Consider the following 26,680-nt stretch of genomic DNA (forward strand, 5'->3'; position numbering starts at 1 on the left):
TCAGTAGCCCCGCTCGACAAAGAACGTGCCGATACTGATCAGCAGATCCTTCTCATCCGACGGCTTGAGGATGGCCAGGATCTTTCCTGCCGAGGTGACCAGACCCTCTGCAGTGGCCTTCACCTCACCGATCACGCCGTTGTCAGTGAGCTGCTGGATCAGGTCATCGATCTCGGCATCATCCAGCCGGCGACGGTACGGTGCCAAGTCGAAACCGTGCTCCCGTGCCTTGATGTTGATCAGAGTCTGTTTCCCCTCCCTGATATCGGAGGCCCGATCCTTACCACTCCTCTCCGGCGATGCGAGCAGATCGATCAGGTCGTCCTGGATCTGGAAGGCCACCCCGATGTTCATTCCATAGCGATAGAGCGCATCGACCTGCGGTTGCGACCCACCGGCCAGCACCCCACCCATTGCGGTTGAAGCAGCGTACAGAGCACCGGTCTTCTTCCCGACCATCTCCAGGTACTCCTCCTCGCTTACGTCATCCCGGTCTTCAAAGGCCATATCCAGGTGCTGCCCTGCACAGATCTCCTCACAGGTGACCGCGAGCATCGAGACAGCCCGGAGCTTAGCCGCATCCATGGCCAGTGCCTGGCAGATGAATGCAAATGCACGGGCATAGAGGACATCTCCCGCCAGGATCGCGGTCGGTTCGTCCCACTTCTTGTTGACCGTCGGGACACCCCGGCGGACTTCATCCCCGTCCATGATATCATCATGGATCAGCGTGAATGAATGAGTCAGTTCAAGCGCGATGGCGGCTGGCATCAGATCGTCGGACGATCCCTTCCGGACAGCGTCGGCGGCCAGCATCATCACCGCAGGACGGAGCCGTTTGCCACCTGCAGTCAGCAGGTGCGCACTCGCCTTGTTTAGTTCTCCGACTGGGTCCCCAAAGTACCGGTCGATCAGCCGATCGACCTGATTTCCGACCTTTTCAAGATACTCGATTAACTCCATAGCACACCGTAATGTTTTAGTTCAGTTTCACCCGCTGCCCGTTCTTGAAGAGGTGCAGATCGTTCTGGAGGGTGTATCCAAGCCCGCCTGCAAAGTCTGCGTAGGCTCCTGTCATCCCAAGACCTCCATGAGCCGGGATGATATGCTGCGGGTTGAGCAGGTTGACAAACTCGTAGTGGTCCTCGATGTAGGCATGCCCGCTGACATGCAGTTCATCATGAATACGAGCCCCAGCCATCCTCAGCCGGGTCTCAAGCAGGTACCGCTGCCCGTAGTTAAGTGGATTAGGGATCACCTTGGCCGAGAAGAGGATCTTATCCCCCTTCTGGATTTGATAGGGAGTCTCCCCAGCTCCGATCCTGGAGAGGGTCGCCCCCGGCTCGCCCTGGGCACCGGTGACAATCGGGATGAATTTTTCCGGCCCGGTCTTCATGATCCGACGCAACGTCCGGTCGACGGTCCGTCGGTTCCCAAACATCGAGGTATTTGGAGGAAACGAGACCAATTTCATCTGTTCGGCAGCAGAACTATACTTCTCCATCGAGCGGCCAAGCAGGACTGGCGTTCTGCCGATCTCATGGGCGCACTCGGTGATCGTCTTGATACGGGCGATATGCGAGGAGAATGTCGATACGATGATCCCCCCCTTCTCATCCTCGAAACTACTGATCGTATCCCGGACAAGGTCACGTGCGATCTGTTCGCTCGGGCACCGCCCCTTGGAGTGGATGTTCACCGCCTCCACGATCAGAGCGAGCACACCCTCCTTTCCGATCTGACGAAGGCGAGCAAAGTCAGGCGGCTCCCCGATCACCGGGGTGCGATCGAGCTTGAAGTCGCAGGCATAGACCACCGCACCATGGGGGGTGTGAAGGACCGCCGTCACGGTATCGATGATACTGTGCTGGGTTCTGACGAATTCAAGCGTCAGGTGCTGCGAGATCGTATACTTCTGTCCGGCCTTCAGTGCAAAGAGTTTGTTGTTCACTCCAAACTTCTGTTCGCCGGCGATCTGCTGCCGTATCAGTTCCGTAGTATACGGGGTACTGATGATCGGGGCATTGTACCGGTGCGCCAGCTTCGGGATCGCACCGATATGGTCCAGATGCCCGTGAGTGCAGACGATCGCTTTCACCGTCCCCTCGACTGTGTTCATCATCGTATCATCAGGGATGGCCTTCATCTGGATCAGATCCAGAGAGTGCATATTCTCGACCTCTGCATCCTCGTGGATCATCACCTGATCCAGGCGCAGCCCCATGTCGAAGACGACAATCTCTTTGCCGCATCGGACGGCGGTCATATTACGACCAACTTCGTCGTAACCGCCGACGCCTATCACTTCAATTTCCATTATATTTCCTCCGTTTAGTGTACACCCAGCGCACCATTGGTGCCTGAAATGATCACCCGAGTCCGCTTCAGTGCGGCAATGTCCGGCGAACCAGTCAAAAACATCGTCACCTTCAGCTGGTGCAGTAATCGCTCAATTGTATTGGAAAGCGATTCTTCACCTTTTAGCGCCGGGTTCAGCAGTGGGAGTGCCATCCCTGCAAGGTCAGCACCCAGCGCCACTGCCTTGGCCATATCGATCCCAGTCCGAACGCCACCGGTGGCGATCACCGGCAACCCTGCTGGCACCACCTCGCAGAGGCTGGTCACCGTCGGGATCCCCCATGAGAGAAACTCCTCCCCGAGGGAGACCAGGTGCCGATCCTGGTCCCTGCTACTTTCATCGGCACGGATCGCTTCAATGGCGGCCCAGGAAGTCCCTCCTCTGCCACCGGTATCGATCGCCGCTGCCCCTGCCCCGGCGATCCTCCTGGCTGTTTCGCCGGCAATCCCCGACCCGGTCTCCTTGACGATCACCGGGTAGGACGCCTCCTCACAGAGCGAGGCGAGGGCTGCCATACATCCCCTGGCATCGTGATCCCCTTCCGGCTGAATCGCCTCCTGCAGGAAGTTCAGGTGGACGGCCAGGGCATCACCCCTGATCATCTCCACAGCCCGATCGGCCCACTCGATCCCGTGGTCCCTGAGTTGTACGACCCCGATGTTGGCGCAGAGGAACGCTGAGGGAGCCATCTCCCTAACCACCCCAAAGGTTCCTTCCAGGTCAGGATTCTCGAGTGCCGCCCGCTGCGAGCCAACTCCCATACCGAGGTTGAACCGTTCTGCCGCCCGGGCAAGCTGCTCGTTAATGACAGTCGTCTCCGGATGTCCGCCGGTCATCGCCGCGATAAAGAGCGGAGAACCGAACAGATGACCGAGGAACCTTACCCCAGTATCGATCTTGCCCATATCACACTCAGGGAGGGCGTTATGGATCAGACTGACCCCCTGAAACCCGGGATCCCCCTGTTCGACCTCGTCCTGGCTGCAGATCCTGATATGATCCAGTTTTCGTGACGAGGTCTGATGGATGATCGTCATGGTCGTCACGCCATCCTGACCACAGTCCCGCCATGGTCACGCTGGTGCAGAAAGTCTTGTAACCGGGAGACTGCAAATATGTGCGACTCCACACCTCCTCCAGCCAGAACCAGCAGTTCCCGGATCTTCCCCTGCATCCCTCCGGTCACGTCGACACTGGAGGAGGTACCGATCGAAAGTCCTTCGATATCAGACGGCGTGATCGACCTGACCACCTGACCCTCCGAGGAGAGAACCCCAGGCACATCCGTAGCAAGTCCGACCCTGCCAACCGCCAGTTGAGGTGACAGCGCGCTGATCACCTGATCGCCCGATACGATACAAGCTCCCCTCCTCCGGTCCAGCACCACATCCCCATGCAGCACCGGTGTGATCCCAAGGGCATTCAGCCGATCGAGCAGTTCCACCGGGGCAGAGACGAGACGGCCGTCGTCAGCAAGGCAACTATCGAGGAGATGAACGCCGATCGCATCGATCCCTTCGTTCTGCAGGGCTTCGACGACCGCCCGATTCAGGGCGGTAACCGCCCGGTGGGTGACCCCAATACCGACAGCGTTCGAGCGGTCCGCACCAAGGTCGAGGTGATATTGGTGGGCCTCAGGATGCCCGCAGGAACCGGCGCCATGGACGATATATCCGGAGAATGCGCTCTCTTTCAGAGTTGAGGCTATCGTCGCCAATTGCTGGCGATCTATCACGTCCTTTCCCGCCTTGTCGGTGATCACACTGCCACCGAGTTTCAGCATCACCTGATTATGCATCGTTCTCCTTTCTGGCTCCGACCGTATCGATGGAGGTGATGAAGGCTCTAGCATCGCAGGCATCGATGGCCGCTGCCACCCGCCCCTTCATATGTTTTGGACAGAGCGCAATCATACATCCACCACCACCGGCACCGGTAAGTTTTGCCCCAAAAGCCCCGGCATTACGGGACGCGATCACCAACTTTGAGAGGGTGGGGTGGCCGACCCCAAGCACCTCAAGTAGTGCCTCATTGATGTTCATCAGTTGCCCGAGCTGCCTGGGGTTGGAGAGGTTCCGAACTGCACTGAGCGTCAGCGCCCCCATCGCTTCCATTACAGGGTTCATCACATCAGGAAATTTTCGCTGCCCTTCTGCGACCAGTTCGACCATCTTTGCAGTGCTGTGCGAGACGAGCGTGTTCCCGACCACCAGATTCAGGTTCTGTGGTGGAATCTTCCTCCGCGATTGTCCAGTGATCAGTACCATCCCTCCGATCGTCGACACGTAGGTGTCCGTCGGACTCGCCCGACCTTTCTGCACGGCCCGTTCGATCTGGTAAGCAGTGAGAGCGATCTCCTCACGGGTACGATCGAGATCGAACTCGTCGTTGATCGCCGAGAGGGTGGCCACCGTAACGGCCGCCGACGAACCGAGCCCTGACGAGGAGGGCATCTGCGAATTCACATAGACCGAACCTGTCACCCCCATCGCCTTGAAGCATCCGTCGATATACGGGGATTTGGCAGGGGTCGGGTGACGGTTCTTCCGGACCGTCACAAAGACCCGCGGTTTGATGGCCATTGCAAGCCCTGGCTTACCATAAACCACCGCATGTTCACCGAACAGAAATACCTTGCCCGGCGCACTCCAGGTCACCACCTCATATCACCGCAATCGCTGCATACCCAACGACGGAAGCACGATCCCCGGTCACATCCCCACTCGTTGCATACTTCAGAAGTTCTCCCTTCTCAGCCCCTGCTTCAATAGAGGCCGTGATCATCGCTGCGATAGTACCATATCCACAGGCTGAAGAGCCACGTTCACGTAGACGGTTGTAGAAGAGTTCGATCTCCAGAGACTTTAATGCCTCTATCGCGTACAGGTCCTGACCCTTTGCCACGGTTTCAGGGACATAGTGGGAAAAGTCGCTCGAAGCAACCACCCGTATCTCCCGCCGGGTCTCTCGAGCCGCCCGTGCGATCATCCGACCGAGCCTGACTGAGGATGCAAGGTCCTGATCTCCCATCAGCACTGGAGCGATCCTGGCCCGTGGAAATCGGTATTTGATGAAGGGCATCTGCACCTCAAGCGAGTGCTCGTCGGCATGATAGGACTCGTTCACTGGAAGGTCAAGCGCTGATACCAGGTCAGTATCGGTGTCGACAATCCCGAGTGGAGTCTCCCAGGGAACCGCTGAGGTGCAGGTAGGATAACCACGATGACTCGGTCCGATCACCACAAAAGTTCCATCAAATGAAGAAGGGAGCGTGGCATAAGCCAGTGCCGCGACCGCACCGGAATAGATGTACCCCGCATGCGGGGCAACTATCCCACTGGCACTGGTCTCATGACCGGTTACTGCAAAGAACTTTCCAAGCAGTTGTTCCAGATGGCTGGGTTCCCCAGGATAAAACATACCCGCCACTGCGCATGTTCTGATCTTCATTAGGGAACCTTTCGCGTTCTGGTATATCTACAGATCGATCTCGAAGTCTTCCTGGGTCAGTGAGGTGGTCACACCACGAATGCGGAGGATCTCACGGGTCAGCAGGAAGTAGATCATCGAGAGGGCCTTGCGCCCCTTGTTATTGGTGGGAATAACAAGGTCCATGAACTGAGTCATATTGTTGGTATCACAGAGGCCCACAACCGGGATCCCACTCTGCACGGCCTCCTTGACAACCTGTGCATCACCGATCGGGTCGGTGATGAAGACGACTTCGGGCTCGAGGTAACCGTTCAGGTTCTGGTTAGTCAGTGACCCGGGGATGAACCGTGCAGTCTTTGCAATCCCACCGATGGCATCTGCGAACTTCTTGGCTGGGTACTGCCCATACTGACGGGAGGTGACGACCAGAATGTTCGAAGGGTTGAACTGGGAGAGGAACTTCGCCACAGTCTTGATCCGCTCATCAGTCTCCCTGATATCGATGATATAGAGGCCATCCCCGCGGACGCGGTAGATGAACTTCTTCATATCCTTGCTCTTCTGCTGGGTGCCGATATGGATACCGGCGGCCAAGTACTCCTCAACGGGAATCAGGGGTTCTTTTAACTCAATTTCCATTTCATTTGCTGTCATTAGATCTGCTCCTCAATGCGTATCAGTTCATTCAGTTTTGCTATCCGTTCGCCGCCAACGACGCCGGTCTTTAAGAATATGCACCCAAACGCTGTCGCCAAGTGTGCAATGGTGGTATCTGTGGTCTCACCGGAACGGTGGCTCATCACGGTATCCATCCCATGAGTATGAGCCATCTGAACCGCTTCATAGGTATCGGTCAGGGTCCCGACCTGATTCGGCTTGATCAGTACAGCATTTGCCGAACCGATATCGATCCCCTGCATGATCCGCTCGGTGTTGGTCACGAAGAGATCATCACCGCAGATCAGACAACGGTCACCGACCGCTTCAGTCAGGTCTGAGAAGCCCTCGAAGTCGTCCTCACGGAGCGGATCCTCGACATAGATAAGGGAGTAACGGTCGACCAGTTCGCCGATGTAGGCGATCTGGTCTTCAGTGGTTCGGTCGGCATCCTTGTAATGGTAATGGGTATCGTTCCAGAGTTCACTGGCGGCGACATCGATCCCCATCGAGATCGTGATGTTCATCTCATCAGAGATGGCCGTCACAGCCTGATGCACCGTTTCAAAGGCAGTGATGTCGTCGATGTGCGGAGCCCATGCCCCTTCATCTCCCTTTCCACAACCCTTGCCCAGTGCAATCAGCAGTTCCTTGACCTTCCGATGGACTGCTGCATTCGCAAATACTGCCTCCTCTGCATCAGAGGCTCCAGTTGGAACGACCAGAAACTCCTGAATGTCAGTGGCATCCACAGCATGAGCTCCGCCGCCGATCACATTCCCGAGTGGGAATGGGGTCTCCTTGATGAAAGCTCCACCCAGATAACGATAGAGATCCATTCCATTGGCACTTGCTGCTGCCTTGGCATTTGCCAGCGAGAGGGCGACCGCGATGTTCGCCCCGATCTTTGAGAGATCTGGTGTGCCATCGATCGAACGGAGCTGCTGATCGAACTCTGCCTGATCTCCAGCATCCAGCCCGATCAGTGCAGGGATCAGGTTCTGCTCTGCATCATCGATCGCTTCGTCGACGGGTCGAACCTTCGCTTCATAGACACCGGTGCTTGCACCGCTCGGTGCAGCCGCCCGACCAAAGCCACTCTCTGTGACCATGTCGACCTCCACCGTCGGGTTTCCTCTGCTGTCCAAGATCTTTCTGAGCTGGACCGCCTGAATAATCGTCATCTAATTATTGCCTCCTCTTCACCGTGATGGGGATTATACCCTGGTTGTACTCCTCAAGGGCGATCTCTAGGGGATCTGACTTGGTAGTCCTGACCAGAATAGGTGCTCCCATCGATATCTGCAGAGACCGAGCACCGATGATCCTTGCTCGTTCATACCGAGTATACGATTCCATTCTCCGCCTCAAAATCATTCATTTATGAGAAATGGGGTCGCTGAGATTCGAACTCAGGTCACAGCATCCCGAACGCCATAGGATTCCAGGCTACCCCACGACCCCTCATGTTCAAATTACTGGTATGGGTTTAACTCATCAATAATCTCTTTGTGTGTCAGCAGCATTCGTCTGCAGCAGTACTGCGTCAGACCGAGGTCGTCGAGGATCGCTCCAGGATCCTCGCCGGCATCTCTCCGCTGTTTAAACTCTTCCCAGGCGGTAGAAATTACTTTTCCACATGTGAAACATCGTACAGGTATCATTGATGATCGGTCTCTTATCAGTATATAATTAACGGTATGATTTCTGGACTTTGGCGCGGGCGCCCTTTCCGTGCGGTTTCTTTGCCTCTTTCTGACGTGAATCGTTGACCAGCAATGTCCGGTCGTAGGCTACATACAGATCCTTGAGTTGTGGATCGTTGTGCCAGTTCACGATAGCGCGCGCAAGAGCGGTCCGGACAGCTTCTGCCTGACCCATAACCCCGCCGCCTTTTACATCGATGATCACATCGACGTCTTCAACGCCCTTGGGATTCAAAAGGATCGGCTCGGATATCTTCATCCGGACAACTTCGGTCCCATATACCTCAAGCGGAACAGAGTTGATTCGAATGACCCCTTTGCCAGCCTTCAGAGTGGCGCGAGCGATCGCGGTTTTCCGCTTTCCACTGGTGTTTATGACTTTTACCATTATATCTCCTCAATACTTCGACCCAAGGAAGGTGCTTACAGCGCCGACTGTTATATAGCGCGATGTGTTCAGGCGGTCGATATGTGCCTCATCGAGTTTCTCGATGGGCTGATTTTTCAGATCCACAGGAACACCGACATAGGCCTTGATGGCCTTGAAGGCCTCGATACCCCGCTGGCGTTTGTAGGGAAGCATCCCCCGAATCGTCCGCTTTACAATGTGATCAGGCCTGCGGGGGAAGAACGGTCCGCCCTCGCGGGAACCTCGTGTCCGCTTGACACGGTAGTGCTGGAGTATACTCGCCCTACCGCCAGAGATCACGGCCTTCTCTGCGTTGATGAGGGCGATCTCCTCGCCATCAAGGGCACGCTTTGCCACAATTGAGGCCATCCTTCCGAGCAGGAGTCCTTCTGCATCAATAATCGTCACCATCTGCTCACCTCAGAATCCTCACGCGGCTCCCCTTCGGGTTGTTCGCGAGCAGTTCTTCAATCGTCATGCATGTGCCCTGTGCCTTGGCGATCTTGCTGACCGCCGATTCACTGAAGTTCAATGCAGCGACCCTGACCGACTGGTTCAGCATCCCGCTCCCGAGCACCTTGCCCGGAACGAGGATTGTCTCGCCCTCGGCAGCATACCGATTGATCTTGCTTATATTCACCTCTGCGTGCGCACTGGTGGACGCCTCGAGACGATTTGCAATATCTCGCCAGATCTTTACCTCACCTGTACGCGATGCGTCCTTCAATGTGGTGATGAGGCTGGTAAGGCGTGGATTTGTCTTCTTCACTCTTCCTGTCATCAACTATCCCTCGGATATCTCCTGTAATTTTTCAGCCAGCTCGTTTGATTCGTTCTTCAGATACAGCAGCGATTGCCGTATAATCGTCCGGACCGGAAGGGATCCGTCACTCTCCACCACGCCGATGAACCGGGTGGCATCGTCGGAGATCCGAATCCCCGGCTCATCTCCGATCCCTGTACTCAGGCATGCCTTTTCACAGAGTTTGCAGAGTGAACAGGACTCGAGCTTTCCCTCTTCGACGGTGAGCACACCGCCCTTCAGAACCAGTACATCTCGTGGGCACTGGTCAACACAGGTACCACATGCATCGCAGTGGGTCTCGACCGTGATTACCGGATAGTTCTTGTATCCGCAGTTGATTGTGGGCTGCCACTTGGCATGGACCTTTCCAAGGTTCATCTCGGCACGTGCCTCAATGACCACCTTCTGCCCCTTCTCAAGCTTCACGATCGGGATCTTCTCATCAACAGGGACTGCCTCAGGGTCTGATGGTATCAGATCCCGTGAGTAGACCATCCCCGGTCCCTCGACACTCAACGTATACATCGTCGAACAGCGGTCGCATCCTGCTCCTTCACAGGTACACCGATCTGCAGAGACATAAAGGTCCGAGTTGGTCTTCAGCGGGACGAGCCCGATCCGGTGTGCCAGCATCTCATCAAACAGAGCACTGGTATTGTCGTAGATTTTAATATCTTCTATCGCAAGTTTCGGAACTTCACTGCACATCGCTCTCCGGATGGCATTGATGAACGAAGGACTCACGCCAGTCAGCGTATAACGCGCTACGGTGTTGTCAAGTCTGCTGAATACGAGATCCATTCAGACTCTCCTTCCCCGCCGGCCACCCTTTGCACGAATGCTGTCGTGGGGAACCGGAGTTACATCCTCGATGCGACCGATGCGCATACCTGCCCGGGCGAGTGCACGGATTGCTGCCTGTGCGCCTGCCCCAGGAGATCGCTGCTTGCCGCGACCAGGTGCTCGGACCTTGATATGAAGCCCGACGAACCCCTTGTCCATCGCTGCCTGCGCAACATCCCCGGCCATCTTCATTGCTGCGTACGGGGAGGACTCGTTCCGGTCCTGCTTGACGACCATACCGCCGCTGCTCTTGGTCACAGTCTCTGCACCAGTCATATCGGTGACGGTGATGATTGTATTATTGAATGAGGCGAAGACATGTGCGACTCCCCACTTTTCTCTGTCATTTGCCATGCTGACTCACCGCCTCTTCTTGTTGATCCGCTCGATCTCCGGGTGCCCCTCACTAGTCAGTGGGGAGGTCCCATAGTAAGAGATCAATGTCTCCTGATCCCGTGGAACACGGTAAGACGGAATGTCCACACGTCGGCCTGCGATTGCGATATGACCATGAGTTACCATCTGACGAGCCTGCTTTGGTGAGCGTGCGAGACCCTGCCGGTAGACCATCGTCTGCAGGCGGCGCTCAAGCGGCTGCTGGATCTTCAATGACAACACATCACCAATGTCTGCATCCGGTCCAAGCAACCCAATCCTGTTCAGGTGACCGAGCAGATGTTCCTTTTTCGTGGCGATCTGCTGCTCGTCGGAGCTCTGTGACATGAACGCAAGCAACTCCCGTGCCGCTTTGCGGTACCTGCGGAGCACACTCTGTGCTCTCCAGACCTCACGCTTGTTCCGAAGGCCGTACTCGATAACAATACGGGTCTCATCCTCGATCCGCTGCTTCTCAAACGGACGTTTTGGGGCTTCATACCCCTTCGTGTTCTTGCCTGGATACCCCATTTATTCACGACCTTAGTCTTTCTTCCTCTTCACGCCGACAGTGGTGCCGGTTCTACCAGTAGACTTGGTCCGCTGTCCGCGCACCTTCTGTCCGGTCTCATGCCTGATACCACGGTAACATCGGATCTTCCGAAGAAGGTTCACGTCCTCATCGTTGGTCATCGCAAGGTCTGAACCAAGGATATGCTTGCTCTCGCCAGTATAGACGTCCTTGATACGGTTGCGCATCCACGCAGGGATCAGCGCACCATAGTCAGTGACGACATCGCGGATCCGGTCGACGTCCCCATCGGGAAGGCGACCGAGCAGTTCATGTTCGTTGACGGCTGCACGGCGGGTGATAATCCCAGAGGTGTGCCTACCGACACCAGGGATCCCAGTCAGGGCTACCCTGACTGACTTGGTCCCGTCGAGGTCAGTGTTGCTGACCCGTACAAAGTATTTTATGTCCTCTTCTTCTTGAGCCATTGAACTCTCCTCAATGAGATAATCTTGTAGCGCTGAGGGAGGGATTTGAACCCTCGAGTCCCAGGGGGACACAGGTTTAGCAAACCTGCGCCATACCAGGCTTGGCTACCTCAACAGAGAATCTCGCATCTTTCGACACTCGCAGCGCGATTTGACTGCTCCATGAATGGTGCTTTATCATATAAGACGGGGGGATTAATAACTGTTGTGGCACTCCATCAGAGAACCGGCTTCTTCCGTTCGACACCCCCGGCGATCAGTGCAGAGGTGACCAGCGGCAGAGCGATCGTCGCATCGACAAAGCACTGGACACGCGGCGAGGTGACCTGCTCCTTTCCCCATGAGATCGCCTCTTCAAAGGTACAACCCGAGAGACCACCCCAGTGAGGAGCGTCGCTGGTATATTGGACGGCGTACGCATGACCCTGACAATCCGCATTATGGATCGAGGCGATCACCTGAGTCTGCTGGATGAAGTTCTTCGGGACACCCCCGCCAATATATACCACTCCAGTCTTACCAGCCTTCTCGACGATCGCAGTCACCTCGTCGGCGTCAGAGAGCTGATCGATCTGAACGTCCACACCAGATCGCCGGGCCATTAGCAGACCTATGCCGATCGATGAGTCACAGAGCGCAGGAATAAAGATCGGGACATTGACCGAGACACAGGTGCTGATCAACGAGGTCCCGTCAGGATACGTTTCCGAGAGCCACTTTCCGAAGACCTGAATGAACGCCCGGGAAGAGCCCTGGAACGGAGCATGGTCCCGGGCGAAGTCGGCGATGATCTGGTCGACAGTTCGGAACTCTCCCTCATAGGCAAAGATATCATAGATCCGGTCGATTCCCTTGGAGAAGAGTTCACCATCATCGACATGGTGATGGCCTATGTAGTGGTGCACCCCGATATGCTCGCAGGCATCGTGGAAGATGTTAGCTCCGGTGGAGACGATGGCATCGACATATCGATGCCTGACCAGTTCGACAAGACACTGCTGCATCCCAGCTGGGATCATCGCACCCGAAAGACCGAGCAGAATGGTGCAGTCGGGGTCGTTGATCATCTCGGTCCAGACCCTGACCGATTCTCCAAGTTTCCTCCCCTGGAAGCCTGTCGCGCTCATCCCCTTCAACAACGCCGCCACGTCGCGTTCCGGGATCACGGGTTCTGTTGGATGCATCGCCATAATCGTCGACTAATCATTGGGAGGTGCAACGTATATAAACTCTATCTGTTTCTTTCTGTTTAGGCGATAAACACCAGTTCAACGGTAGAAAGAAGGGGAATATGAAGGGGAATATAAAGAGGAATATAAAGAGGAATATAAAGAGGAATATAAAGAGGAATTCATCGCAATCGAACAGGACAATCCTTGTAATTCAGGACTGAGGCGTTGGCATCCCGCTGCCCGGGGTGCTGTTCTGCAGGTACTTCTGGGGGATCCGGACCTCTATCGAGTACGACTGGATGTACTTGGTGTTGATGATGAAGTAGTAGTCATGGTTCCCTTCAAAGAATTTCTCGACAAACGGTCCGCCATAACTGTTCCCCGGTGGAGTGATCACCCGGACGAACCGGTTCGGGTCCTCGGCATCGACCACTTGCATCGAAAACTTTGGAACCACCACGTCAGGAGAGACTGTGGTAGTAAGGGTATACCAGATCTCGAAGTACGGGTACGGGATGTGTATTACATCGGTGGTTCCGCTCCAGCGGCCATTTATGGTCGCGAAGACCCTAGTCGTCTTGTCTGCCCCGCCATCCGGCTTCGGTACATTCATCGTTGGATAAGTATCGATCACACTGACATTATATCGGGCGGGGTCGACGAAGGGAACCGTTTTCGGTGTGAACGATGTGGAGAGTGTCTGAGTGGTGGTGAGCCCCACAAATGGGAGGCCGGAGGGGAGAGGAGGCGTCGAATTTTCCCCAGACCCATTTCCAGAAATATTGGTTGTCGTGCCATTTCCCGATACAACTGAATTAGTATTGTTGGCCTGCGTCTGGTTCGTTGCCCCTGACTGATTGGAGGAGGTCGCCGGCGTCTGCGTTCCATTCAGGGTGGTGACAGTCGGCGTCACCGTCGGAAGGCCTGTGTTGGCAGGTTTGCCAGTAATAGCCGGTTTCACTACCAGTGCCAGGATGATCACGATTGAGAGCGCGAGGATAACATACCGGATATCCTGCTTTTCCATAATATATTCACGTTGGCTTGAGGATTATTTATAATCCTATAATTCTGATCGGCAGGGTATCCTATGAGCCAGGTGAATTATCTGAATCAATTGATAGAAAAAATGAATAATTCCGAAATTTCGCTTGTTTCCGATTGAAAACAAATATATAACTCGACTGCGTTCAAAGATATAGAATACCGTAAAAATCTGGTATTCAGTTAAGAAGGTGAACAGGATGAATACTATTAGAAGAAATGAAGACGCATTTACCGGCCTCGAAGCGGCAATTGTACTTATTGCATTTGTCGTCGTTGCGGCGGTGTTCTCATACGTGGTGCTGGGCGCAGGGTTCTTCACCACACAGAAGAGTCAGGAGACTGTACATACTGCTGTAGGTCAGGCATCATCAGCCATTGAGATTGTCGGTAACGTCTACGGTCAGGCAGACAATGCAGGGGACGATATAAGTTCAGTCGTCTTCAGCGTCGGCCTCGCAGCAGGCGCGACCCCAGTGGACATCAACAAGACCGTCCTGACCTTCTCAACAGGAGATACCGTAGAGACCCTGACATTCGCAGGATCAGCTGATCCCGCAGGAGCAGCAACTCCTGCAGCGGGTCAATGGGCAATTACTCATCAGGAGAACAGCCTTGGAACAGAAAACAAGGTGCTCGACAGTGGAGAACAATTCACCATCACGGTTAAGCCAACGACAGCACTGAAGGCATACGCTGGATTTAACATCGACGTCAAGCCCGCAGTCGGAGCAGCACTTGCAATCCACAGAACTGTTCCAGCATACACCGATAAGGTGAATCTCCTCTACTAATACTTTTTTTATCCTTTCAGTGAAGGTTCTCCTAGACCCAGTTTAGGCAATTCATACCAAGGCAGACTCCGGACCGGAATCAGCACACGGTTTGATCCTCCTGAATATTGGAAAGGTACCACCTTCCGGCGCCAGAAAATCACATTTGAGAGTGCGAAGATACTGGATTCATATATTTTGCAGTTCCTTTCATGTATTCAGTCAGGTTCGTGAATTATTTATAAAACCATAATTCTGATTACACACTAATTCGTATGGACCATTGAACTGGGAATTTCACTGATAATAAAATTGGAATAGTTCCATAATTACGCATATTTCATATTGCAAATATTTATAAGTTATAACTACATTCAATGATATAGAATACCGGGGAAACCCTGTGTTCAGTCAAGAAGGTGAATAGAATGAAATCCATTAGAAGAAATGAAGACGCATTCACCGGTCTCGAAGCGGCAATTGTGCTTATTGCATTTGTCGTCGTTGCGGCGGTGTTCTCATACGTGGTGCTGGGCGCAGGGTTCTTCACCACACAGAAAAGTCAGGAGACTGTACATACTGCCGTAGGACAGGCATCATCAGCCATTGAGATTGTCGGAAATGTCTACGGTAAAGGCACTGCTGGGACCTCAGTTGACACGATTGTCTTCAGCATTGGCCTCGCAGCTGGAGCAACCCCAGTCGATATCAACAAGACCGTTCTGACCTTCTCAACAGGAGATACTGTGGAAACACTGGCATTCGCAGGATCGACTACCACGGATGGATCAGGTACTGTGACAGCAGGGAAATGGGCCGTTTCCAGTCAAGATAACTCCCTTGGAACAGAAAACAAGGTGCTCGACAGTGGAGAGCAGTTCACCATCACGGCAATGCCATCAACAGCACTGAATGCATACGCTGGATTTAACATCGACGTCAAGCCCGCAGTCGGAGCAGCACTTGCGATCCACAGAACTGTCCCGGCATATATCGATTCAGTGAACCTCCTCTACTAATCTTTTTTTATTTCCAGAGATGTCTGATTCAATCGATTTTCCATCAGATACCATTGAGTGAATGGATCACCAGACAGATTCCCCTGCTCGCTCAGTTATTAAAGAGAAAACTCGAAAAGGATACACAGTAACCTATTTAGAGAACTCAGAAACTCACACTCCAATGAAGGATAAAAAGGAGATGAAACAAGGATGGAAGATGCATTCACCGGACTTGAGGCTGCAATCGTTCTGATAGCCTTCGTTACGGTCAGTTCGGTCTTCTCATTTATGGTTCTGAGCGCAGGGTTTATGACCACTCAGAAAGCACAGGAGGTCGTGCATGCTGGAGTGGATCAGGCAACGAGTACCTTGCAGATACAGGGGGAAATATATGGAAGCACAGATAGTCCAGGTGGTCCGGTGACCACGGTGACGATCATGTTGAAGACCGGGGTTCCCTTCGGGTCCGTCGATCTCAATAAAACAACATTTCATATATCAACCGATTCAACAAACGAAATCCTCCATAAGGGAACAGACCTAACCGATCCTGGACCTGGCCAGTGGACTATCCATGAACGAACGGGAGATAGCACCGGACAGACTGCTCGTCTCGGAATGAATGATCAGATCACCGTCGAGTTGAGGCCATCATCCCCACTCCAACCAGGCAGAAGGTTTACGCTAGAAGTGAACCCGTCTGGGACCGTAGGATTTACAATTACTCGATCAATACCAACCTCAACAGACCACATCGTTACCTTATATTGAAAGAGGCTTCGTTTAGCAGGGGGATGAATCTCTGAAAAATCCGGGCTCTCTTCAGTCCAGCCGGTCTTGGATATGACAAAGATCAGTCCAAGAGGTCTTCCCAAAACTATTATCTCCAATTATCCCCAGGGGTCTCCGTATGACCTTTATCGAAATTGGTGATGAACTCTGGAATCTTATTAGCCCCTTATTTCCCCCACAAAACCTCCGATGGGTCGTCCACGTTCTGATGAGCGTGGTTTGATCAATTGGCATTCTTTACGTACTTTCCACTGGTTGCTCTTGGACTGATGTTCCTCGACAATATGGCACTAAATCTACAACACACCAGTTTCACTTGTTACTCAGTACTCAGGGAAGACATGACCAGATATTTGCCCTTATCCAAAACCAAGGTTATTATCTCTCCCAATTCGATCTCTCCTGTTGTTCGATTGATACTACCACGATCCCAGAAAAAAGAGGATTGCTAGGCTTTTACAGACTGGATCGAATTCAAGGCAGCAAAATGAGTGTTCTCGTAGAATGGCATGGTAGACCACTCGCCTACATCATTGTTCCAGCGAACGTACATGATGCAATGACGTATCACCGACGTTAACGGTGTTCAGAATTCAAAGGCCGATTGGAAGGCCGATCACACGATCACAGGAGATTCTCGCAGATGCAGCGTACGATTCCATAGCCATCAGAACAATCAATCGTAGACGCGGAATTAAGACGATGATTCCAGTCAAACGGAGAAATCGCAGGCGACCCAAAAGAGGACGATCATATCGATTCGATCCCATGATCTACCGTTCTCAAGGAGCAGTTGAACGGTTCTTTAGTTAGGTCAAAGCATTCAGAACGATCTCACCCAGATATGAACGGCTCGAAGAATCATTTCGAGGACTGGTCATCGTCGCCTGCATACTGATATTATGAAGACATTTGAGATGATCTCCAGGATTATCAACTGAAATGATCGTCAGTATAGGAATGTCCATCCTTAGTTTGAGCCGGGACATCTTTTTTAAGGGGTTCTTCCCACAACCAGTATCAATGAGATGGACAGTTTTACCACGAACGATAATCATAGTGAAAATTTTCAAATATATTTTGAAATAACCCCCATATTACTTGAATTTAAAATAGATTAACTTAAATTGTATTGTCTCATCAAATAGGGGTAGATTAATGGATATGTGTCATATTTCCATTATTTGAAGGCGAAGAGAATGAGAGATCAAATCAAAAATGAAGATGCATTTACCGGTCTCGAAGCGGCAATTGTGCTCATTGCATTTGTCGTCGTCGCAGCAGTGTTCTCATACGTGGTGCTGGGCGCAGGGTTCTTCACCACGCAGAAGAGCCAAGAGACTGTACATACAGCCGTAGGACAGGCATCATCAGCCGTTGAGATTGTCGGAAATGTCTATGGAAAAGGTACTGCTGGAACCTCGATAGGCACAGTCGTCTTCAGCATCGGCCTCGCAGCTGGGGCAACTTCGGTCGATATCAACAAGACCGTATTGACCTTTTCGACCGGCGAGACCATCGAAACCCTGACATTCGCAGGATCGGCTACCCCGGATGGATCAGGAACTGTAACGGCAGGAAAATGGGCTATTACCAGGCAGGACAACTCTCTCGGAGCAGAAAATAAGGTGCTCGACAGTGGAGAGCAGTTCACCATCACGGCAATGCCATCGACAGCACTGAAGGCATACGCTGGATTTAATATCGATGTCAAACCAGCAGTCGGAGCAGCACTCGCAATCCACAGGACCGTCCCGGCGTACATCGATGCAGTGAACCTCCTCTACTAATACTTTTTTACTTACTCGATCTTGAAGAAGACTTAACCAACAGGAAGAAAGAGGTTTAGATGGAGTGTCCGCTGCCCATCTGTGCATTCCAAGGACCATATACACCCATAATGACCTATCAACTGGCCATTTTCTTTAGATTCTATAAATATCCACATAAATTAATTATTCACAATAGAATAATATAAATATTATAATAACCTCAATAGTAATTAGAATATCAGAGTGATCTGGTGTTCAGTCAAGAAGGTGAACACGATGAAATCTATTAAAAGAAACGAAGACGCATTTACCGGCCTCGAAGCGGCAATTGTACTTATTGCATTTGTCGTCGTTGCGGCGGTGTTCTCATACGTGGTGCTGGGCGCAGGGTTCTTCACCACACAGAAGAGTCAGGAGACTGTACATACTGCTGTAGGTCAGGCATCATCAGCCATTGAGATTGTTGGTAACGTCTACGGTCAGGCAGACACTGCAGGGGGCGATATAAGTTCAGTCGTCTTCAGCGTTGGCCTCGCAGCAGGCGCGACCCCAGTGGACATCAACAAGACCGTCCTGACCTTCTCAACAGGAGATACCGTAGAGACCCTAACATTCGCAGGATCAGCTGATCCCGCAGGAGCAGCAACTCCAACAGCGGGTCAATGGGCAATTACCCATCAGGAGAACAGCCTTGGAACAGAAAACAAGGTGCTCGACAGTGGAGAACAATTCACCATCACAGTTAAGCCGACGACAGCACTGAAGGCATACGCTGGATTTAACATCGACGTCAAGCCCGCAGTCGGAGCAGCACTTGCAATCCACAGAACTGTTCCAGCATACACCGATAAGGTGAATCTCCTCTACTAATACTTTTTTTTATTTCCAGACCCTTGTTGTAGCAGTTAATCAAAGAGAACAAATACGCAATCATGAAATGATTCTGGTTCTACCGATTATCTTTCGAATAACAAAATAGATCATCCGATCCCCTACTCAATCCACCACTAAAGAGATACCTCGAAATGGATAAGCATCAATCTTATGAGATAACCATTGGAACCCACCTTCGAGAGAAGGTCCATAGGGAGATGAAAGAGAGATGGAAGATGCATTCACTGGACTTGAGGCTGCAATCGTTCTGATAGCCTTTGTCACAGTAGGTTCGGTCTTCTCATTTATGGTTCTGAACGCAGGGTTCGTAACCACCCAGAAGGCACAGGAAGTAGTACATACTGGAGGAAGCGAGGCTGCGATTACCCTCCAAATCCATGGAGATATCTATGGCAGCGCCGATAGTTCAGGGGGACCGGTGACCATGATAACGATGATGCTGAAGGCTGGGGTTCCCTCGAGTTCCATCGATCTCAACAAAACCACATTCCATATCTCAACCGATTCGACAAACGAGATCCTCCAAAAGGGAACGGATCTGTCGGATCCCTCCCCAGGACAGTGGACAATTCACGAACGATTCAGTGAGAACAACGGACAGATCTCTCGTCTCGGACCCAATGACCTGGTTACCATAGAGATCAGACCTTCATCCCCACTCCCCCCAGGTAAAAGATTCACACTGGAAGTGAACCCGACCGGAGCAACAGGTTTTGTCATAACACGATCAATACCTACCTCAACAGACCATATGATCGTCTTATATTGATGAGTGTGGGGCCTCAGCAAAAAGCAGAATCTCAGAAATATTCCTGCCATCCCCTTCCGGATTCGAACCTGAATTGATGTTCAGACATCTGATCCCTTTTTTTGGCTCTGATGAAATGCTTCAACTATGATGACAATCACTACAGATTGAACTACCTTCGTGAGGTTATAGAGGATCATTTTGACCTTGATCTCATTGACCTGTTACCAATTTTTTCGTGCCTTCAAGTCATCTCCGTAGCGTGCCAAAAGTGATGTAAAGTAAAAATACCCTGTATTCAACCTAGAATTGCGTGAAAGGTGAAACAGGGCCATGATACCATTATCATTTATCGAAGAACTCATCCCAAAAGTCTCCATAGTATCAGTATGCAGGCGACGATGACCAGTCCTCAAAATGATTCTTCGAGCCGTTCATATCTGGGTGAGATCGTTCTGAATGCTTTGACCTAACTAAAGAACCGTTCAACTGCTCCTTGAGAACGGTAGATCATGGGATCTTCACCGATATGACTGCCCCGATAGAGATATTCACCCTTGATTCAAGCCGGATTCAACACATAAGAAGTGTACTTCCCACAACCTGCTTTAATGAGAAGAACATTTTATCCCAAAATCAATAATCCTGGCGATTAACTACTACTAAAATCTTAAAATATCACCATATATCATTAATCTAAAATGGATTAGTTTAAATATTAATATCACATTAGTAATGAATAGAATACTGAATAGTTTCGGTATTCCTATTTGTTGAAGGCGAAGAGAATGAAATCTCTAATCAGGAATGAAGATGCATTCACCGGTCTCGAAGCGGCAATTGTGCTCATCGCATTTGTCGTTGTTGCGGCGGTGTTCTCATACGTGGTGCTGGGCGCAGGGTTCTTCACCACACAGAAGAGCCAAGAGACTGTACATACTGCCGTAGGACAGGCTTCATCAGCCGTTGAGGTTGTAGGCAATGTCTACGGAGAAGGTACTGCTGGAACTTCGGTTGATACAATCGTCTTCAGCATCGCCCTCGCCGCAGGGGCAACCTCGGTTGATATTAATAAAACTGTATTGACCTTTTCAACCGGTGATACCGTCGAAACACTGACATTCGCGGGTTCTGGTTCAACAGATGGAGCAGGTACCGTAACAGCAGGGAAATGGGCAATTACCGGACAGGATAACTCCCTTGGAGCAAAGAATAAGGTGCTCGACAGTGGAGAACAGTTCACCATCACTGCAATGCCATCAGCAGCACTGAATGCATACGCTGGATTTAATATCGATGTCAAGCCTGCAGTCGGAGCAGCTCTAGCAATCCACAGGACCGTGCCGGCATACATCGATGCAGTGAACCTCCTCTATTAATCCCTTTTTTTTACCAATTCAGTCTGTATTGTGACTGAAGATCAAAGACGTCTTCCTAAACCAATTATCAGATCTTTATTTCCCTGGACCTCCGTACGACTTTCGTCAGATTGATGATGAACTTAAAAATATAATCCGCTCTACTCCAAAATTCTTCAAAGGATCTGACAGGTCAACTCATACACAAACATAAGTCGCGAGTTCCACCAAACATGAAGTCCCCCTTGGACGTTGCATGGGTCCACTATGAGAATACGCACATCCACCTATTAAAAAATGATTAGGAACATACCAGCCACACAGCAGCAATTATATTCTACATCCGTCGATATCGCTAGCGGTGCTCTCATACGTTGTGCTTGGCGCAGGGCCCTCTACCACACTGAAGAGAAAAACGGATTCCACCAACAGAAAAAAATGCTGTTTCAACGTAACACAATATGCAATTTGTGAAATGAAATTAGATATCGACGATGCAGTATAAATAATTTTAAATAGTAAAATATCAATTTATTCTATATATTAATCATCCATTTTGATCTCCCATAAAGACAGAAGGTGACCAGAATGAATCTCTCCATCGGATCTGCAACAAATAATGAAGCCGCGTTCACCGGTCTCGAAGCGGCAATAGTACTGATTGCGTTTGTCGTCGTCGCATCAACCTTCACCTACGTAGTGCTGGGTGCAGGGTTCTTCACCACACAGAAAAGTCAGGAGACTGTACATACTGCCGTGGGACAGGCATCATCAGCTGTTGAGATTGTGGGTAATGTCTATGGAAAAGGCATTGCTGGCACATCGATCGACACGATCGTATTCAGTATCGGTCTCGCTGCAGGGGCAACCCCGGTGGATCTCAATAAAACCGTATTGACCTTTTCTACGGGTGATACTATTGAGACACTGGCATTCGCTGGATCCGGTTCAACAGATGGATCAGGTACAGTCACAGCAGGGAAATGGGCAATTTCAAGCCAGGACAACTCCCTTGGGGCAGAAAACAAGGTGCTCGACAGCGGGGAACAGTTCACCATCACAGCAATGCCATCTACAGCGCTGAATGCCTATGCTGGGTTTAATATCGATGTCAAGCCCGCAGCAGGAGCGGCCCTTGCGATCCACAGGACCGTACCGGCATACATCGATGCAGTGAACCTTCTTTATTAACCCTATTTTTATTATTCAAAAAAAAGAGTATAAACAAAAAATTATCAGAGAATTAGGAGAGGCTGGCTCACTTCGCCCCCCGAGGCAGGGCAATCTTTCCGGTCCGAACAAACTCCTTGATCCCATACTGCCTGAGCAGTTCTTCGAGTGCATCAATTTTCTCAGAGTCGCCGGTCACCTCCAGCACCACTGTCTTCGCCCCGACGTCGACGATCTGGGCCCGGAAAATATCAGCGATCTGCATCACCTCAGCCCGGCCGGCACCGGGCTCGGCGGTGACCCGAATCAGAGCCAGCTCGCGGTCGATATAGGCCCGTTCGGTCAGGTCGGAGATCCGGATCACATCGATCAGTTTGTGGAGCTGCTTCTTCACCTGCTCGACCATCGGGTCATCCCCGATCACGACGATGGTGATCCGCGACATCCCCGACTCCTCGCAGGTGCCAACGGCCAGCGACTCGATATTGAACCCGCGGCGCGAGAAGAGCCCGCTGACCCGGGAGAGAACACCGGCCCGGTTCTCGACCAGCACCGAAAGGGTATGCGCCCTCATCGCTCCCGCCCCCCGATCATCTCATTGATCGCAGCACCGGCCGGCACCATCGGGAAGACATTCTCTTCCCGTTCAACCCGGAAGTCCAAGAGGAATGGCCCATCGGTGGCGATCGCAGTCTTCAGGGCCTCATCCACCCCGGAGACGGTAGTGACCTGCATCCCGTCGATTCCGTACGCTGCTGCGATCTTCACGAAGTCCACGGCCGGCAGCTCGGTGAACGAGTACCGCCGGTCATAGAAGAGTTCCTGCCACTGACGGACCATCCCGAGGTAGAGGTTGTTGAGGATCACAATCTTTACCGGGATGTTGTACTGCGCGACGGTACCGAGCTCCTGTATATTCATCTGGAAGGACCCGTCACCGGCAACGACGAAGACCTGTTCATCGGGGCGGGCATACTGAGCACCGATGGCCGCCGGGAAGCCATAACCCATCGTGCCGAGACCGCCGGAGGTGATCCACTGCCGCGGCTCTTGAAAGCAGTAATACTGGGCCGTCCACATCTGATTCTGCCCGACCTCGCTGGTGATCACAGCCTTACCACCAAGCAGTGCCGAGAGTCGCTGGATCACATACTGCGGATGGAGGAGCCCGTCGTCACAGTACCGAAGCGGATGGTCCCGCTTCCACGCGGCAACCTGCTCCAGCCAGGCGGACGACTGCTGCTTCTTCTGCAGACGGGAGAGGAGTTCACCGAGCACACACTTGGCATCGCCAACGATCGGCACCTCCGGTTGCCGGTTCTTCCCAATCTCGGCCGGGTCGACATCGATGTGGATCACCCGAGCCCCCGGCGCGAAGGTCGAGAGCTTACCGGTGACCCGATCATCAAACCTGACTCCGACGGCAATCAACAGGTCCGCCTCGGTGACAGCGAAGTTCGCGTACTCGGTCCCGTGCATCCCGAGCATCCCGAGGTTGAGCGGGTGGTCGCCCGGAACGGCACCGAGACCCATCAGCGTGGTTGTCACCGGGATCATCAGTTCCTCGGAGAGGGCAAGCAGCTCTGCCGATGCACCGGCCGCGATCACACCCCCACCCGCATAGATCAGGGGGCGTTCGGCCTCCCGGATAAGCTCGGCGGCCTTCTCGATCTGTCGGGGGTGACCCTGCCGGGTCGGCTGGTAGCCACGGAGGACCGGCTTTGGAGCGATGACGATATCGTCAGGCACCGATCCGGTCATCATGTCTTTCGGGAGATCGATCAGCACCGGACCGGGCCGACCGGTGGACGCGATATAGAACGCATCGGCGAGCACCTGCGGAATGTCGGCGACCTTTTTTACCAGGTAGTTATGCTTGGTCACCGGCATCGTGATCCCGGTGATATCAGACTCCTGGAACGCATCGTTACCGAGCAGGTTCGTCGGAACCTGACCGGTCAGGGCGATCAGCGGTACCGAATCCATGTATGCGGTCGCGAGGCCGGTGACCAGGTTGCATGCCCCCGGTCCCGAGGTCGCCAGGCATACCCCGGTCTTCCCGCTGGCGCGGGCATATCCGTCCGCAGCATGCGCTGCTGCCTGTTCATGCCGCATCAGGATATGCCTGAGTGGCGAGTCATACAGTTCGTCATAGATCGGTAACACCGAACCCCCGGGGTAGCCAAAGATTGTAGTAACCCCCTGCCGGTGCAGCCCTTCAATCAGGACCTTAGCGCCTGTCTTCATCTCTTCTCCTCAGCAATCTGTTCATTCCCTGCACCACCGCCTCTACACTGGCCGCGATGATGTCGGTTTCAGCGCCTCTGGACGTACGTGTCATTTCACCATTACTTAATGTTGCGGTCACCTCGACGAGCGCGTCGGTCCCGCCAGTGATGGCATCCACATGGTACTCCAGCAGACTGATCGCGGCCACGTCAGCCACCGACCGGCGGAGCGCTTCGATCGCCGCGTCCACCGGCCCGGTGCCGGTCGCGGCGTTGGTCACCTCCGCGCCGTTCACCAGCAGGGTCACCGAGGCCGTCGGAAGAACCCCAGACCCCGAGACCACCGTGAACTGCTTCAGCACCAGCACAGGTTCGGTCGAAACCTCCAGCACCGCCTCTGCGATCGCAGCCAGGTCGCCATCAGTGACCCGGTGCCCCTGGTCACCCAGATGTTTGACCCGTGCAACGATCACCTGCAGCTGGGCCGGGGTCGGGCGATATCCCGACTCCTGCAGCGCGGCCTCGACACTGGCACTCCCCGAGTGCTTGCCGAGGATGATCCGCCGGGTCCTACCGACCGTTTCAGGGGCGAGCGGCTCGTAGGTCGACGGGTCCTTGAGGATCCCGTCGGCATGGATACCACTCTCATGCGTGAAGGCCAGTTCCCCGACGATCGGTTTCTGGGCCGGCAGGGGTACCCCAGTCAACCGTGAGACGAGGACAGAGAGAGGGTAGAGACGTTCGGTCCGGATCCTGGTGTCATAACCGTAGAGCCGCTCCAGCGCCATCACCACCTCTTCGAGGGGAGTGTTTCCTGCCCGCTCGCCCAGACCATTGACGGTCACATGAGCACACGATGCTCCTGCCTTAAGGGCCGCGATCGTCGTCGCCAGCCCAAAACCGAGGTCGTCATGACAGTGGATCGAGAGGGGCGCGATCGCCGCCAGCGGCGGGATCATCAGGGCGGTCCGTTCCGGAGTCATCAGCCCGACAGTGTCACAGAAACAGAGCCGGTCGGCCCCGTGTTCGACACCGCTGGCAAAGACCTCCGCCAGAAAGGACTGATCCGCCCGGGAGGCATCTTCACCACTCAGTTCCACGATCAGACCCCTCTCCTTAGCATAATCCACAGCCTTATTCGCCATCGCTGCCACGGTTGCCCGATCCTTCCGGAGTTTCTTCTGGATGTGCAGGTCGGAGACCGGCACCACCAGGTGGACTGAATCGACACCACATTCAACAGCGGCATCGATGTCACCGGTCATCGCCCGTACAAACGTACAGACCTCGACCCCCAGTCCGGCATTGGCGATCTGTCGGATCGCTGCCCGGTCTCCTGGAGAAGCAGCGGCTGAGCCGGCCTCGATCACATCGACACCCACAGCTGCAAGGGCTGTGGCAATGATACATTTCTGATCCGGTGTCAGTGAGACGCCCGGTGTCTGTTCTCCATCCCGAAGGGTGGTATCAAAAAAGCGCAGTTTTTCGCCAAATAAAGCAATCACTCATAGTAATATACACCACCTACCAATTTGATGGGACTGCTATATAAGTCTTCAGACCGTCAGCTGCCCAGAAACACCGGAGCTGATGACACTTATTACCTAATACAGACAAGCATTATACCAGCAACAGTAGCATGTTGAGGCAGATGTGGTCATATGGGAACAGCAATTGACGGTGTGGTTATCAAGCCACTGAAAGTCATCCCTGATGAACGGGGATGGCTGATGGAGATCCTCCGGAATGATGACCCGATCTTCACCCAGTTTGGACAAGTCTACATGACGACCGCGTACCCCGGCGTGGTGAAGGGGTGGCACTACCATAAAAAGCAGACCGACAACTTCACCTGTGTCCACGGGATGATGAAGGTCGCCCTGTACGACAAGCGGGAAGGATCGTCGACCTATGGAGCACTGATGGAGATCTTCGTCGGGGAGAAGAACCCAGTGCTGATCAGCGTGCCGCCGGGTGTCTACCATGGATTCAAAGGAATCGGAACAGAGACAGCGTTCTTCGTCTCGGTCCCGACACTTCCCTACAACTATGCCGAGCCAGATGAGTACCGCCTTCCACCGGACACCGATGAGATCCCGTACGACTGGGGTCTGCTGCCCGGGCTCAAGCATGGATGAGGTGG

Annotated in this window: 31 protein-coding genes, 2 tRNA genes and 1 pseudogene; 9 read left to right on the forward strand and 25 right to left on the reverse strand. The window is 53.1% G+C overall.

The window, feature by feature from the left end; genetic code table 11:
* The 21 genes from MPAL_RS11840 to MPAL_RS11940 form a co-directional block, all read right to left on the reverse strand.
* Positions 1 to 963 carry a polyprenyl synthetase family protein gene (locus MPAL_RS11840; protein ID WP_012618972.1) on the reverse strand — a complete coding sequence of 321 codons (963 nt, stop codon included), beginning with the start codon at positions 961 to 963 and terminating at the stop codon, positions 1 to 3.
* Positions 964 to 979: 16 nt separating this feature from the next.
* Positions 980 to 2,317, reverse strand: coding sequence for an RNase J family beta-CASP ribonuclease (locus MPAL_RS11845; protein WP_012618973.1), 1,338 nt, complete (start codon positions 2,315 to 2,317; stop codon positions 980 to 982).
* A 14-nt stretch (positions 2,318 to 2,331) separates the two neighbouring features.
* The gene (fni, locus tag MPAL_RS11850) at positions 2,332 to 3,396 is read right to left on the reverse strand and encodes a type 2 isopentenyl-diphosphate Delta-isomerase (RefSeq protein ID WP_012618974.1); all 1,065 of its coding nucleotides are present in this window, start codon (positions 3,394 to 3,396) and stop codon (positions 2,332 to 2,334) included.
* Positions 3,397 to 3,401: 5 nt separating this feature from the next.
* Positions 3,402 to 4,157, reverse strand: coding sequence for an isopentenyl phosphate kinase (locus tag MPAL_RS11855; protein WP_012618975.1), 756 nt, complete (start codon positions 4,155 to 4,157; stop codon positions 3,402 to 3,404).
* Positions 4,150 to 5,019 carry a mevalonate kinase gene (gene mvk / locus MPAL_RS11860; RefSeq protein WP_012618976.1) on the reverse strand — a complete coding sequence of 290 codons (870 nt, stop codon included), beginning with the start codon at positions 5,017 to 5,019 and terminating at the stop codon, positions 4,150 to 4,152. The genes MPAL_RS11855 and mvk overlap by 8 nt, the downstream gene beginning before the upstream one ends.
* 1 nt (position 5,020) lies before the next feature.
* A complete protein-coding gene (gene amrB, locus MPAL_RS11865; RefSeq protein WP_012618977.1) occupies positions 5,021 to 5,809 on the reverse strand; it encodes an AmmeMemoRadiSam system protein B in 789 nt (262 codons plus the stop codon).
* A 27-nt stretch (positions 5,810 to 5,836) separates the two neighbouring features.
* Positions 5,837 to 6,445 carry a 30S ribosomal protein S2 gene (gene rpsB, locus MPAL_RS11870; protein WP_012618978.1) on the reverse strand — a complete coding sequence of 203 codons (609 nt, stop codon included), beginning with the start codon at positions 6,443 to 6,445 and terminating at the stop codon, positions 5,837 to 5,839.
* Positions 6,445 to 7,632 (reverse strand): phosphopyruvate hydratase, encoded by a 1,188-nt coding sequence (eno, locus tag MPAL_RS11875; protein WP_012618979.1) that lies wholly within the window; start codon positions 7,630 to 7,632, stop codon positions 6,445 to 6,447. Before eno ends, rpsB begins: the two co-directional genes overlap by 1 nt.
* 4 nt (positions 7,633 to 7,636) lie before the next feature.
* Entirely contained in the window at positions 7,637 to 7,807 is a 171-nt protein-coding gene (locus MPAL_RS11880; protein ID WP_012618980.1) for a DNA-directed RNA polymerase subunit K, read from the reverse strand.
* A gap of 32 nt (positions 7,808 to 7,839) precedes the next feature.
* A tRNA-Pro gene (locus tag MPAL_RS11885) sits at positions 7,840 to 7,912 on the reverse strand.
* Between the two features lie 11 nt (positions 7,913 to 7,923).
* Positions 7,924 to 8,112 (reverse strand): DNA-directed RNA polymerase subunit N, encoded by a 189-nt coding sequence (locus MPAL_RS11890; RefSeq protein ID WP_012618981.1) that lies wholly within the window; start codon positions 8,110 to 8,112, stop codon positions 7,924 to 7,926.
* A gap of 28 nt (positions 8,113 to 8,140) precedes the next feature.
* On the reverse strand, positions 8,141 to 8,542 hold the full coding sequence (locus MPAL_RS11895) for a 30S ribosomal protein S9 (protein ID WP_012618982.1): 402 nt from the start codon (positions 8,540 to 8,542) through the stop codon (positions 8,141 to 8,143).
* Positions 8,543 to 8,551: 9 nt separating this feature from the next.
* Complete coding sequence (locus tag MPAL_RS11900) at positions 8,552 to 8,974, reverse strand: 50S ribosomal protein L13 (RefSeq protein WP_012618983.1); 423 nt, start codon at positions 8,972 to 8,974, stop codon at positions 8,552 to 8,554.
* A gap of 4 nt (positions 8,975 to 8,978) precedes the next feature.
* Entirely contained in the window at positions 8,979 to 9,344 is a 366-nt protein-coding gene (locus tag MPAL_RS11905; RefSeq protein ID WP_012618984.1) for a 50S ribosomal protein L18e, read from the reverse strand.
* 3 nt (positions 9,345 to 9,347) lie between these two features.
* Positions 9,348 to 10,169 (reverse strand): DNA-directed RNA polymerase subunit D, encoded by an 822-nt coding sequence (locus MPAL_RS11910; RefSeq protein WP_012618985.1) that lies wholly within the window; start codon positions 10,167 to 10,169, stop codon positions 9,348 to 9,350.
* A complete protein-coding gene (locus tag MPAL_RS11915; RefSeq protein WP_012618986.1) occupies positions 10,170 to 10,565 on the reverse strand; it encodes a 30S ribosomal protein S11 in 396 nt (131 codons plus the stop codon).
* Positions 10,566 to 10,571: 6 nt separating this feature from the next.
* A complete protein-coding gene (locus MPAL_RS11920) occupies positions 10,572 to 11,117 on the reverse strand; it encodes a 30S ribosomal protein S4 (RefSeq protein ID WP_012618987.1) in 546 nt (181 codons plus the stop codon).
* A gap of 12 nt (positions 11,118 to 11,129) precedes the next feature.
* Positions 11,130 to 11,585, reverse strand: coding sequence for a 30S ribosomal protein S13 (locus MPAL_RS11925; protein WP_012618988.1), 456 nt, complete (start codon positions 11,583 to 11,585; stop codon positions 11,130 to 11,132).
* Positions 11,586 to 11,615: 30 nt separating this feature from the next.
* Positions 11,616 to 11,700 (reverse strand) — tRNA-Ser (locus MPAL_RS11930).
* A gap of 103 nt (positions 11,701 to 11,803) precedes the next feature.
* Positions 11,804 to 12,775, reverse strand: coding sequence for a deoxyhypusine synthase (locus MPAL_RS11935; RefSeq protein WP_012618989.1), 972 nt, complete (start codon positions 12,773 to 12,775; stop codon positions 11,804 to 11,806).
* A gap of 193 nt (positions 12,776 to 12,968) precedes the next feature.
* Complete coding sequence (locus tag MPAL_RS11940; RefSeq protein WP_012618990.1) at positions 12,969 to 13,784, reverse strand: hypothetical protein; 816 nt, start codon at positions 13,782 to 13,784, stop codon at positions 12,969 to 12,971.
* A 217-nt stretch (positions 13,785 to 14,001) separates the two neighbouring features.
* Between MPAL_RS11940 and MPAL_RS11945 the strand changes: the two genes are divergently transcribed.
* The 6 genes from MPAL_RS11945 to MPAL_RS11970 all read left to right on the forward strand — a co-directional run bounded on the left by MPAL_RS11945 (position 14,002) and on the right by MPAL_RS11970 (position 19,802).
* On the forward strand, positions 14,002 to 14,595 hold the full coding sequence (locus MPAL_RS11945) for an archaellin/type IV pilin N-terminal domain-containing protein (protein ID WP_012618991.1): 594 nt from the start codon (positions 14,002 to 14,004) through the stop codon (positions 14,593 to 14,595).
* 407 nt (positions 14,596 to 15,002) lie between these two features.
* Positions 15,003 to 15,593: an archaellin/type IV pilin N-terminal domain-containing protein gene (locus MPAL_RS11950; protein ID WP_012618992.1), complete on the forward strand. Its 591-nt coding sequence runs from the start codon at positions 15,003 to 15,005 to the stop codon at positions 15,591 to 15,593.
* Between the two features lie 192 nt (positions 15,594 to 15,785).
* Complete coding sequence (locus MPAL_RS11955; RefSeq protein ID WP_012618993.1) at positions 15,786 to 16,346, forward strand: flagellin; 561 nt, start codon at positions 15,786 to 15,788, stop codon at positions 16,344 to 16,346.
* A 1,220-nt stretch (positions 16,347 to 17,566) separates the two neighbouring features.
* Positions 17,567 to 18,157: an archaellin/type IV pilin N-terminal domain-containing protein gene (locus MPAL_RS11960; RefSeq protein WP_012618994.1), complete on the forward strand. Its 591-nt coding sequence runs from the start codon at positions 17,567 to 17,569 to the stop codon at positions 18,155 to 18,157.
* A 258-nt stretch (positions 18,158 to 18,415) separates the two neighbouring features.
* Positions 18,416 to 19,009 carry an archaellin/type IV pilin N-terminal domain-containing protein gene (locus tag MPAL_RS11965; RefSeq protein ID WP_012618995.1) on the forward strand — a complete coding sequence of 198 codons (594 nt, stop codon included), beginning with the start codon at positions 18,416 to 18,418 and terminating at the stop codon, positions 19,007 to 19,009.
* A 232-nt stretch (positions 19,010 to 19,241) separates the two neighbouring features.
* Positions 19,242 to 19,802: a flagellin gene (locus MPAL_RS11970; RefSeq protein ID WP_012618996.1), complete on the forward strand. Its 561-nt coding sequence runs from the start codon at positions 19,242 to 19,244 to the stop codon at positions 19,800 to 19,802.
* A gap of 80 nt (positions 19,803 to 19,882) precedes the next feature.
* Here the strand turns inward: MPAL_RS11970 and MPAL_RS15955 are convergent.
* Positions 19,883 to 20,044: pseudogene (locus MPAL_RS15955) on the reverse strand (IS5/IS1182 family transposase); the annotation flags it as partial.
* 525 nt (positions 20,045 to 20,569) lie between these two features.
* Between MPAL_RS15955 and MPAL_RS11975 the strand changes: the two are divergent.
* Both MPAL_RS11975 and MPAL_RS11980 read left to right on the forward strand, forming a co-directional pair.
* Positions 20,570 to 21,160: an archaellin/type IV pilin N-terminal domain-containing protein gene (locus MPAL_RS11975; protein WP_012618997.1), complete on the forward strand. Its 591-nt coding sequence runs from the start codon at positions 20,570 to 20,572 to the stop codon at positions 21,158 to 21,160.
* A 567-nt stretch (positions 21,161 to 21,727) separates the two neighbouring features.
* Positions 21,728 to 22,330, forward strand: a complete 603-nt coding sequence (locus tag MPAL_RS11980) for a flagellin (protein WP_012618998.1) — start codon at positions 21,728 to 21,730, stop codon at positions 22,328 to 22,330.
* A gap of 67 nt (positions 22,331 to 22,397) precedes the next feature.
* Here MPAL_RS11980 and ilvN read toward each other — a convergent pair whose 3' ends face one another.
* Genes ilvN through MPAL_RS11995 form a run of 3 tightly spaced genes read right to left on the reverse strand, consistent with a single transcriptional unit; the run spans position 22,398 to position 26,042 of the window.
* Positions 22,398 to 22,883, reverse strand: a complete 486-nt coding sequence (ilvN, locus tag MPAL_RS11985) for an acetolactate synthase small subunit (protein ID WP_012618999.1) — start codon at positions 22,881 to 22,883, stop codon at positions 22,398 to 22,400.
* Positions 22,880 to 24,556 (reverse strand): biosynthetic-type acetolactate synthase large subunit, encoded by a 1,677-nt coding sequence (gene ilvB, locus MPAL_RS11990; RefSeq protein ID WP_012619000.1) that lies wholly within the window; start codon positions 24,554 to 24,556, stop codon positions 22,880 to 22,882. The genes ilvN and ilvB overlap by 4 nt, the downstream gene beginning before the upstream one ends.
* Positions 24,540 to 26,042, reverse strand: coding sequence for a 2-isopropylmalate synthase (locus MPAL_RS11995; protein ID WP_012619001.1), 1,503 nt, complete (start codon positions 26,040 to 26,042; stop codon positions 24,540 to 24,542). The genes ilvB and MPAL_RS11995 overlap by 17 nt, the downstream gene beginning before the upstream one ends.
* A 156-nt stretch (positions 26,043 to 26,198) precedes the next feature.
* On the opposite strand from MPAL_RS11995, the gene MPAL_RS12000 reads away from it, so the two are divergent.
* Positions 26,199 to 26,675 carry a dTDP-4-dehydrorhamnose 3,5-epimerase family protein gene (locus MPAL_RS12000; RefSeq protein WP_012619002.1) on the forward strand — a complete coding sequence of 159 codons (477 nt, stop codon included), beginning with the start codon at positions 26,199 to 26,201 and terminating at the stop codon, positions 26,673 to 26,675.
* The last annotated feature ends 5 nt before the right edge of the window (positions 26,676 to 26,680 follow it).

It is taken from the genome of Methanosphaerula palustris E1-9c (assembly GCF_000021965.1).
Classification (GTDB): domain Archaea; phylum Halobacteriota; class Methanomicrobia; order Methanomicrobiales; family Methanospirillaceae; genus Methanosphaerula; species Methanosphaerula palustris.

What these genes read in the sequence shown, in the direction of transcription:
- MPAL_RS11840 (WP_012618972.1), bottom strand. Translation starts at nt 963, where the DNA reads ATGGAGTTAATCGAGTATCTTGAAAAGGTCGGAAATCAGGTCGATCGG.
- MPAL_RS11845 (WP_012618973.1), bottom strand. Translation starts at nt 2,317, where the DNA reads ATGGAAATTGAAGTGATAGGCGTCGGCGGTTACGACGAAGTTGGTCGT.
- fni (WP_012618974.1), bottom strand. Translation starts at nt 3,396, where the DNA reads ATGACGATCATCCATCAGACCTCGTCACGAAAACTGGATCATATCAGG.
- MPAL_RS11855 (WP_012618975.1), bottom strand. Translation starts at nt 4,157, where the DNA reads ATGCATAATCAGGTGATGCTGAAACTCGGTGGCAGTGTGATCACCGAC.
- amrB (WP_012618977.1), bottom strand. Translation starts at nt 5,809, where the DNA reads ATGAAGATCAGAACATGCGCAGTGGCGGGTATGTTTTATCCTGGGGAA.
- rpsB (WP_012618978.1), bottom strand. Translation starts at nt 6,445, where the DNA reads ATGACAGCAAATGAAATGGAAATTGAGTTAAAAGAACCCCTGATTCCC.
- eno (WP_012618979.1), bottom strand. Translation starts at nt 7,632, where the DNA reads ATGACGATTATTCAGGCGGTCCAGCTCAGAAAGATCTTGGACAGCAGA.
- MPAL_RS11880 (WP_012618980.1), bottom strand. Translation starts at nt 7,807, where the DNA reads ATGGAATCGTATACTCGGTATGAACGAGCAAGGATCATCGGTGCTCGG.
- MPAL_RS11890 (WP_012618981.1), bottom strand. Translation starts at nt 8,112, where the DNA reads ATGATACCTGTACGATGTTTCACATGTGGAAAAGTAATTTCTACCGCC.
- MPAL_RS11895 (WP_012618982.1), bottom strand. Translation starts at nt 8,542, where the DNA reads ATGGTAAAAGTCATAAACACCAGTGGAAAGCGGAAAACCGCGATCGCT.
- MPAL_RS11900 (WP_012618983.1), bottom strand. Translation starts at nt 8,974, where the DNA reads ATGGTGACGATTATTGATGCAGAAGGACTCCTGCTCGGAAGGATGGCC.
- MPAL_RS11905 (WP_012618984.1), bottom strand. Translation starts at nt 9,344, where the DNA reads ATGACAGGAAGAGTGAAGAAGACAAATCCACGCCTTACCAGCCTCATC.
- MPAL_RS11910 (WP_012618985.1), bottom strand. Translation starts at nt 10,169, where the DNA reads ATGGATCTCGTATTCAGCAGACTTGACAACACCGTAGCGCGTTATACG.
- MPAL_RS11915 (WP_012618986.1), bottom strand. Translation starts at nt 10,565, where the DNA reads ATGGCAAATGACAGAGAAAAGTGGGGAGTCGCACATGTCTTCGCCTCA.
- MPAL_RS11920 (WP_012618987.1), bottom strand. Translation starts at nt 11,117, where the DNA reads ATGGGGTATCCAGGCAAGAACACGAAGGGGTATGAAGCCCCAAAACGT.
- MPAL_RS11925 (WP_012618988.1), bottom strand. Translation starts at nt 11,585, where the DNA reads ATGGCTCAAGAAGAAGAGGACATAAAATACTTTGTACGGGTCAGCAAC.
- MPAL_RS11935 (WP_012618989.1), bottom strand. Translation starts at nt 12,775, where the DNA reads ATGGCGATGCATCCAACAGAACCCGTGATCCCGGAACGCGACGTGGCG.
- MPAL_RS11940 (WP_012618990.1), bottom strand. Translation starts at nt 13,784, where the DNA reads ATGGAAAAGCAGGATATCCGGTATGTTATCCTCGCGCTCTCAATCGTG.
- MPAL_RS11945 (WP_012618991.1), top strand. Translation starts at nt 14,002, where the DNA reads ATGAATACTATTAGAAGAAATGAAGACGCATTTACCGGCCTCGAAGCG.
- MPAL_RS11950 (WP_012618992.1), top strand. Translation starts at nt 15,003, where the DNA reads ATGAAATCCATTAGAAGAAATGAAGACGCATTCACCGGTCTCGAAGCG.
- MPAL_RS11955 (WP_012618993.1), top strand. Translation starts at nt 15,786, where the DNA reads ATGGAAGATGCATTCACCGGACTTGAGGCTGCAATCGTTCTGATAGCC.
- MPAL_RS11960 (WP_012618994.1), top strand. Translation starts at nt 17,567, where the DNA reads ATGAGAGATCAAATCAAAAATGAAGATGCATTTACCGGTCTCGAAGCG.
- MPAL_RS11965 (WP_012618995.1), top strand. Translation starts at nt 18,416, where the DNA reads ATGAAATCTATTAAAAGAAACGAAGACGCATTTACCGGCCTCGAAGCG.
- MPAL_RS11970 (WP_012618996.1), top strand. Translation starts at nt 19,242, where the DNA reads ATGGAAGATGCATTCACTGGACTTGAGGCTGCAATCGTTCTGATAGCC.
- MPAL_RS11975 (WP_012618997.1), top strand. Translation starts at nt 20,570, where the DNA reads ATGAAATCTCTAATCAGGAATGAAGATGCATTCACCGGTCTCGAAGCG.
- MPAL_RS11980 (WP_012618998.1), top strand. Translation starts at nt 21,728, where the DNA reads ATGAATCTCTCCATCGGATCTGCAACAAATAATGAAGCCGCGTTCACC.
- ilvN (WP_012618999.1), bottom strand. Translation starts at nt 22,883, where the DNA reads ATGAGGGCGCATACCCTTTCGGTGCTGGTCGAGAACCGGGCCGGTGTT.
- ilvB (WP_012619000.1), bottom strand. Translation starts at nt 24,556, where the DNA reads ATGAAGACAGGCGCTAAGGTCCTGATTGAAGGGCTGCACCGGCAGGGG.
- MPAL_RS12000 (WP_012619002.1), top strand. Translation starts at nt 26,199, where the DNA reads ATGGGAACAGCAATTGACGGTGTGGTTATCAAGCCACTGAAAGTCATC.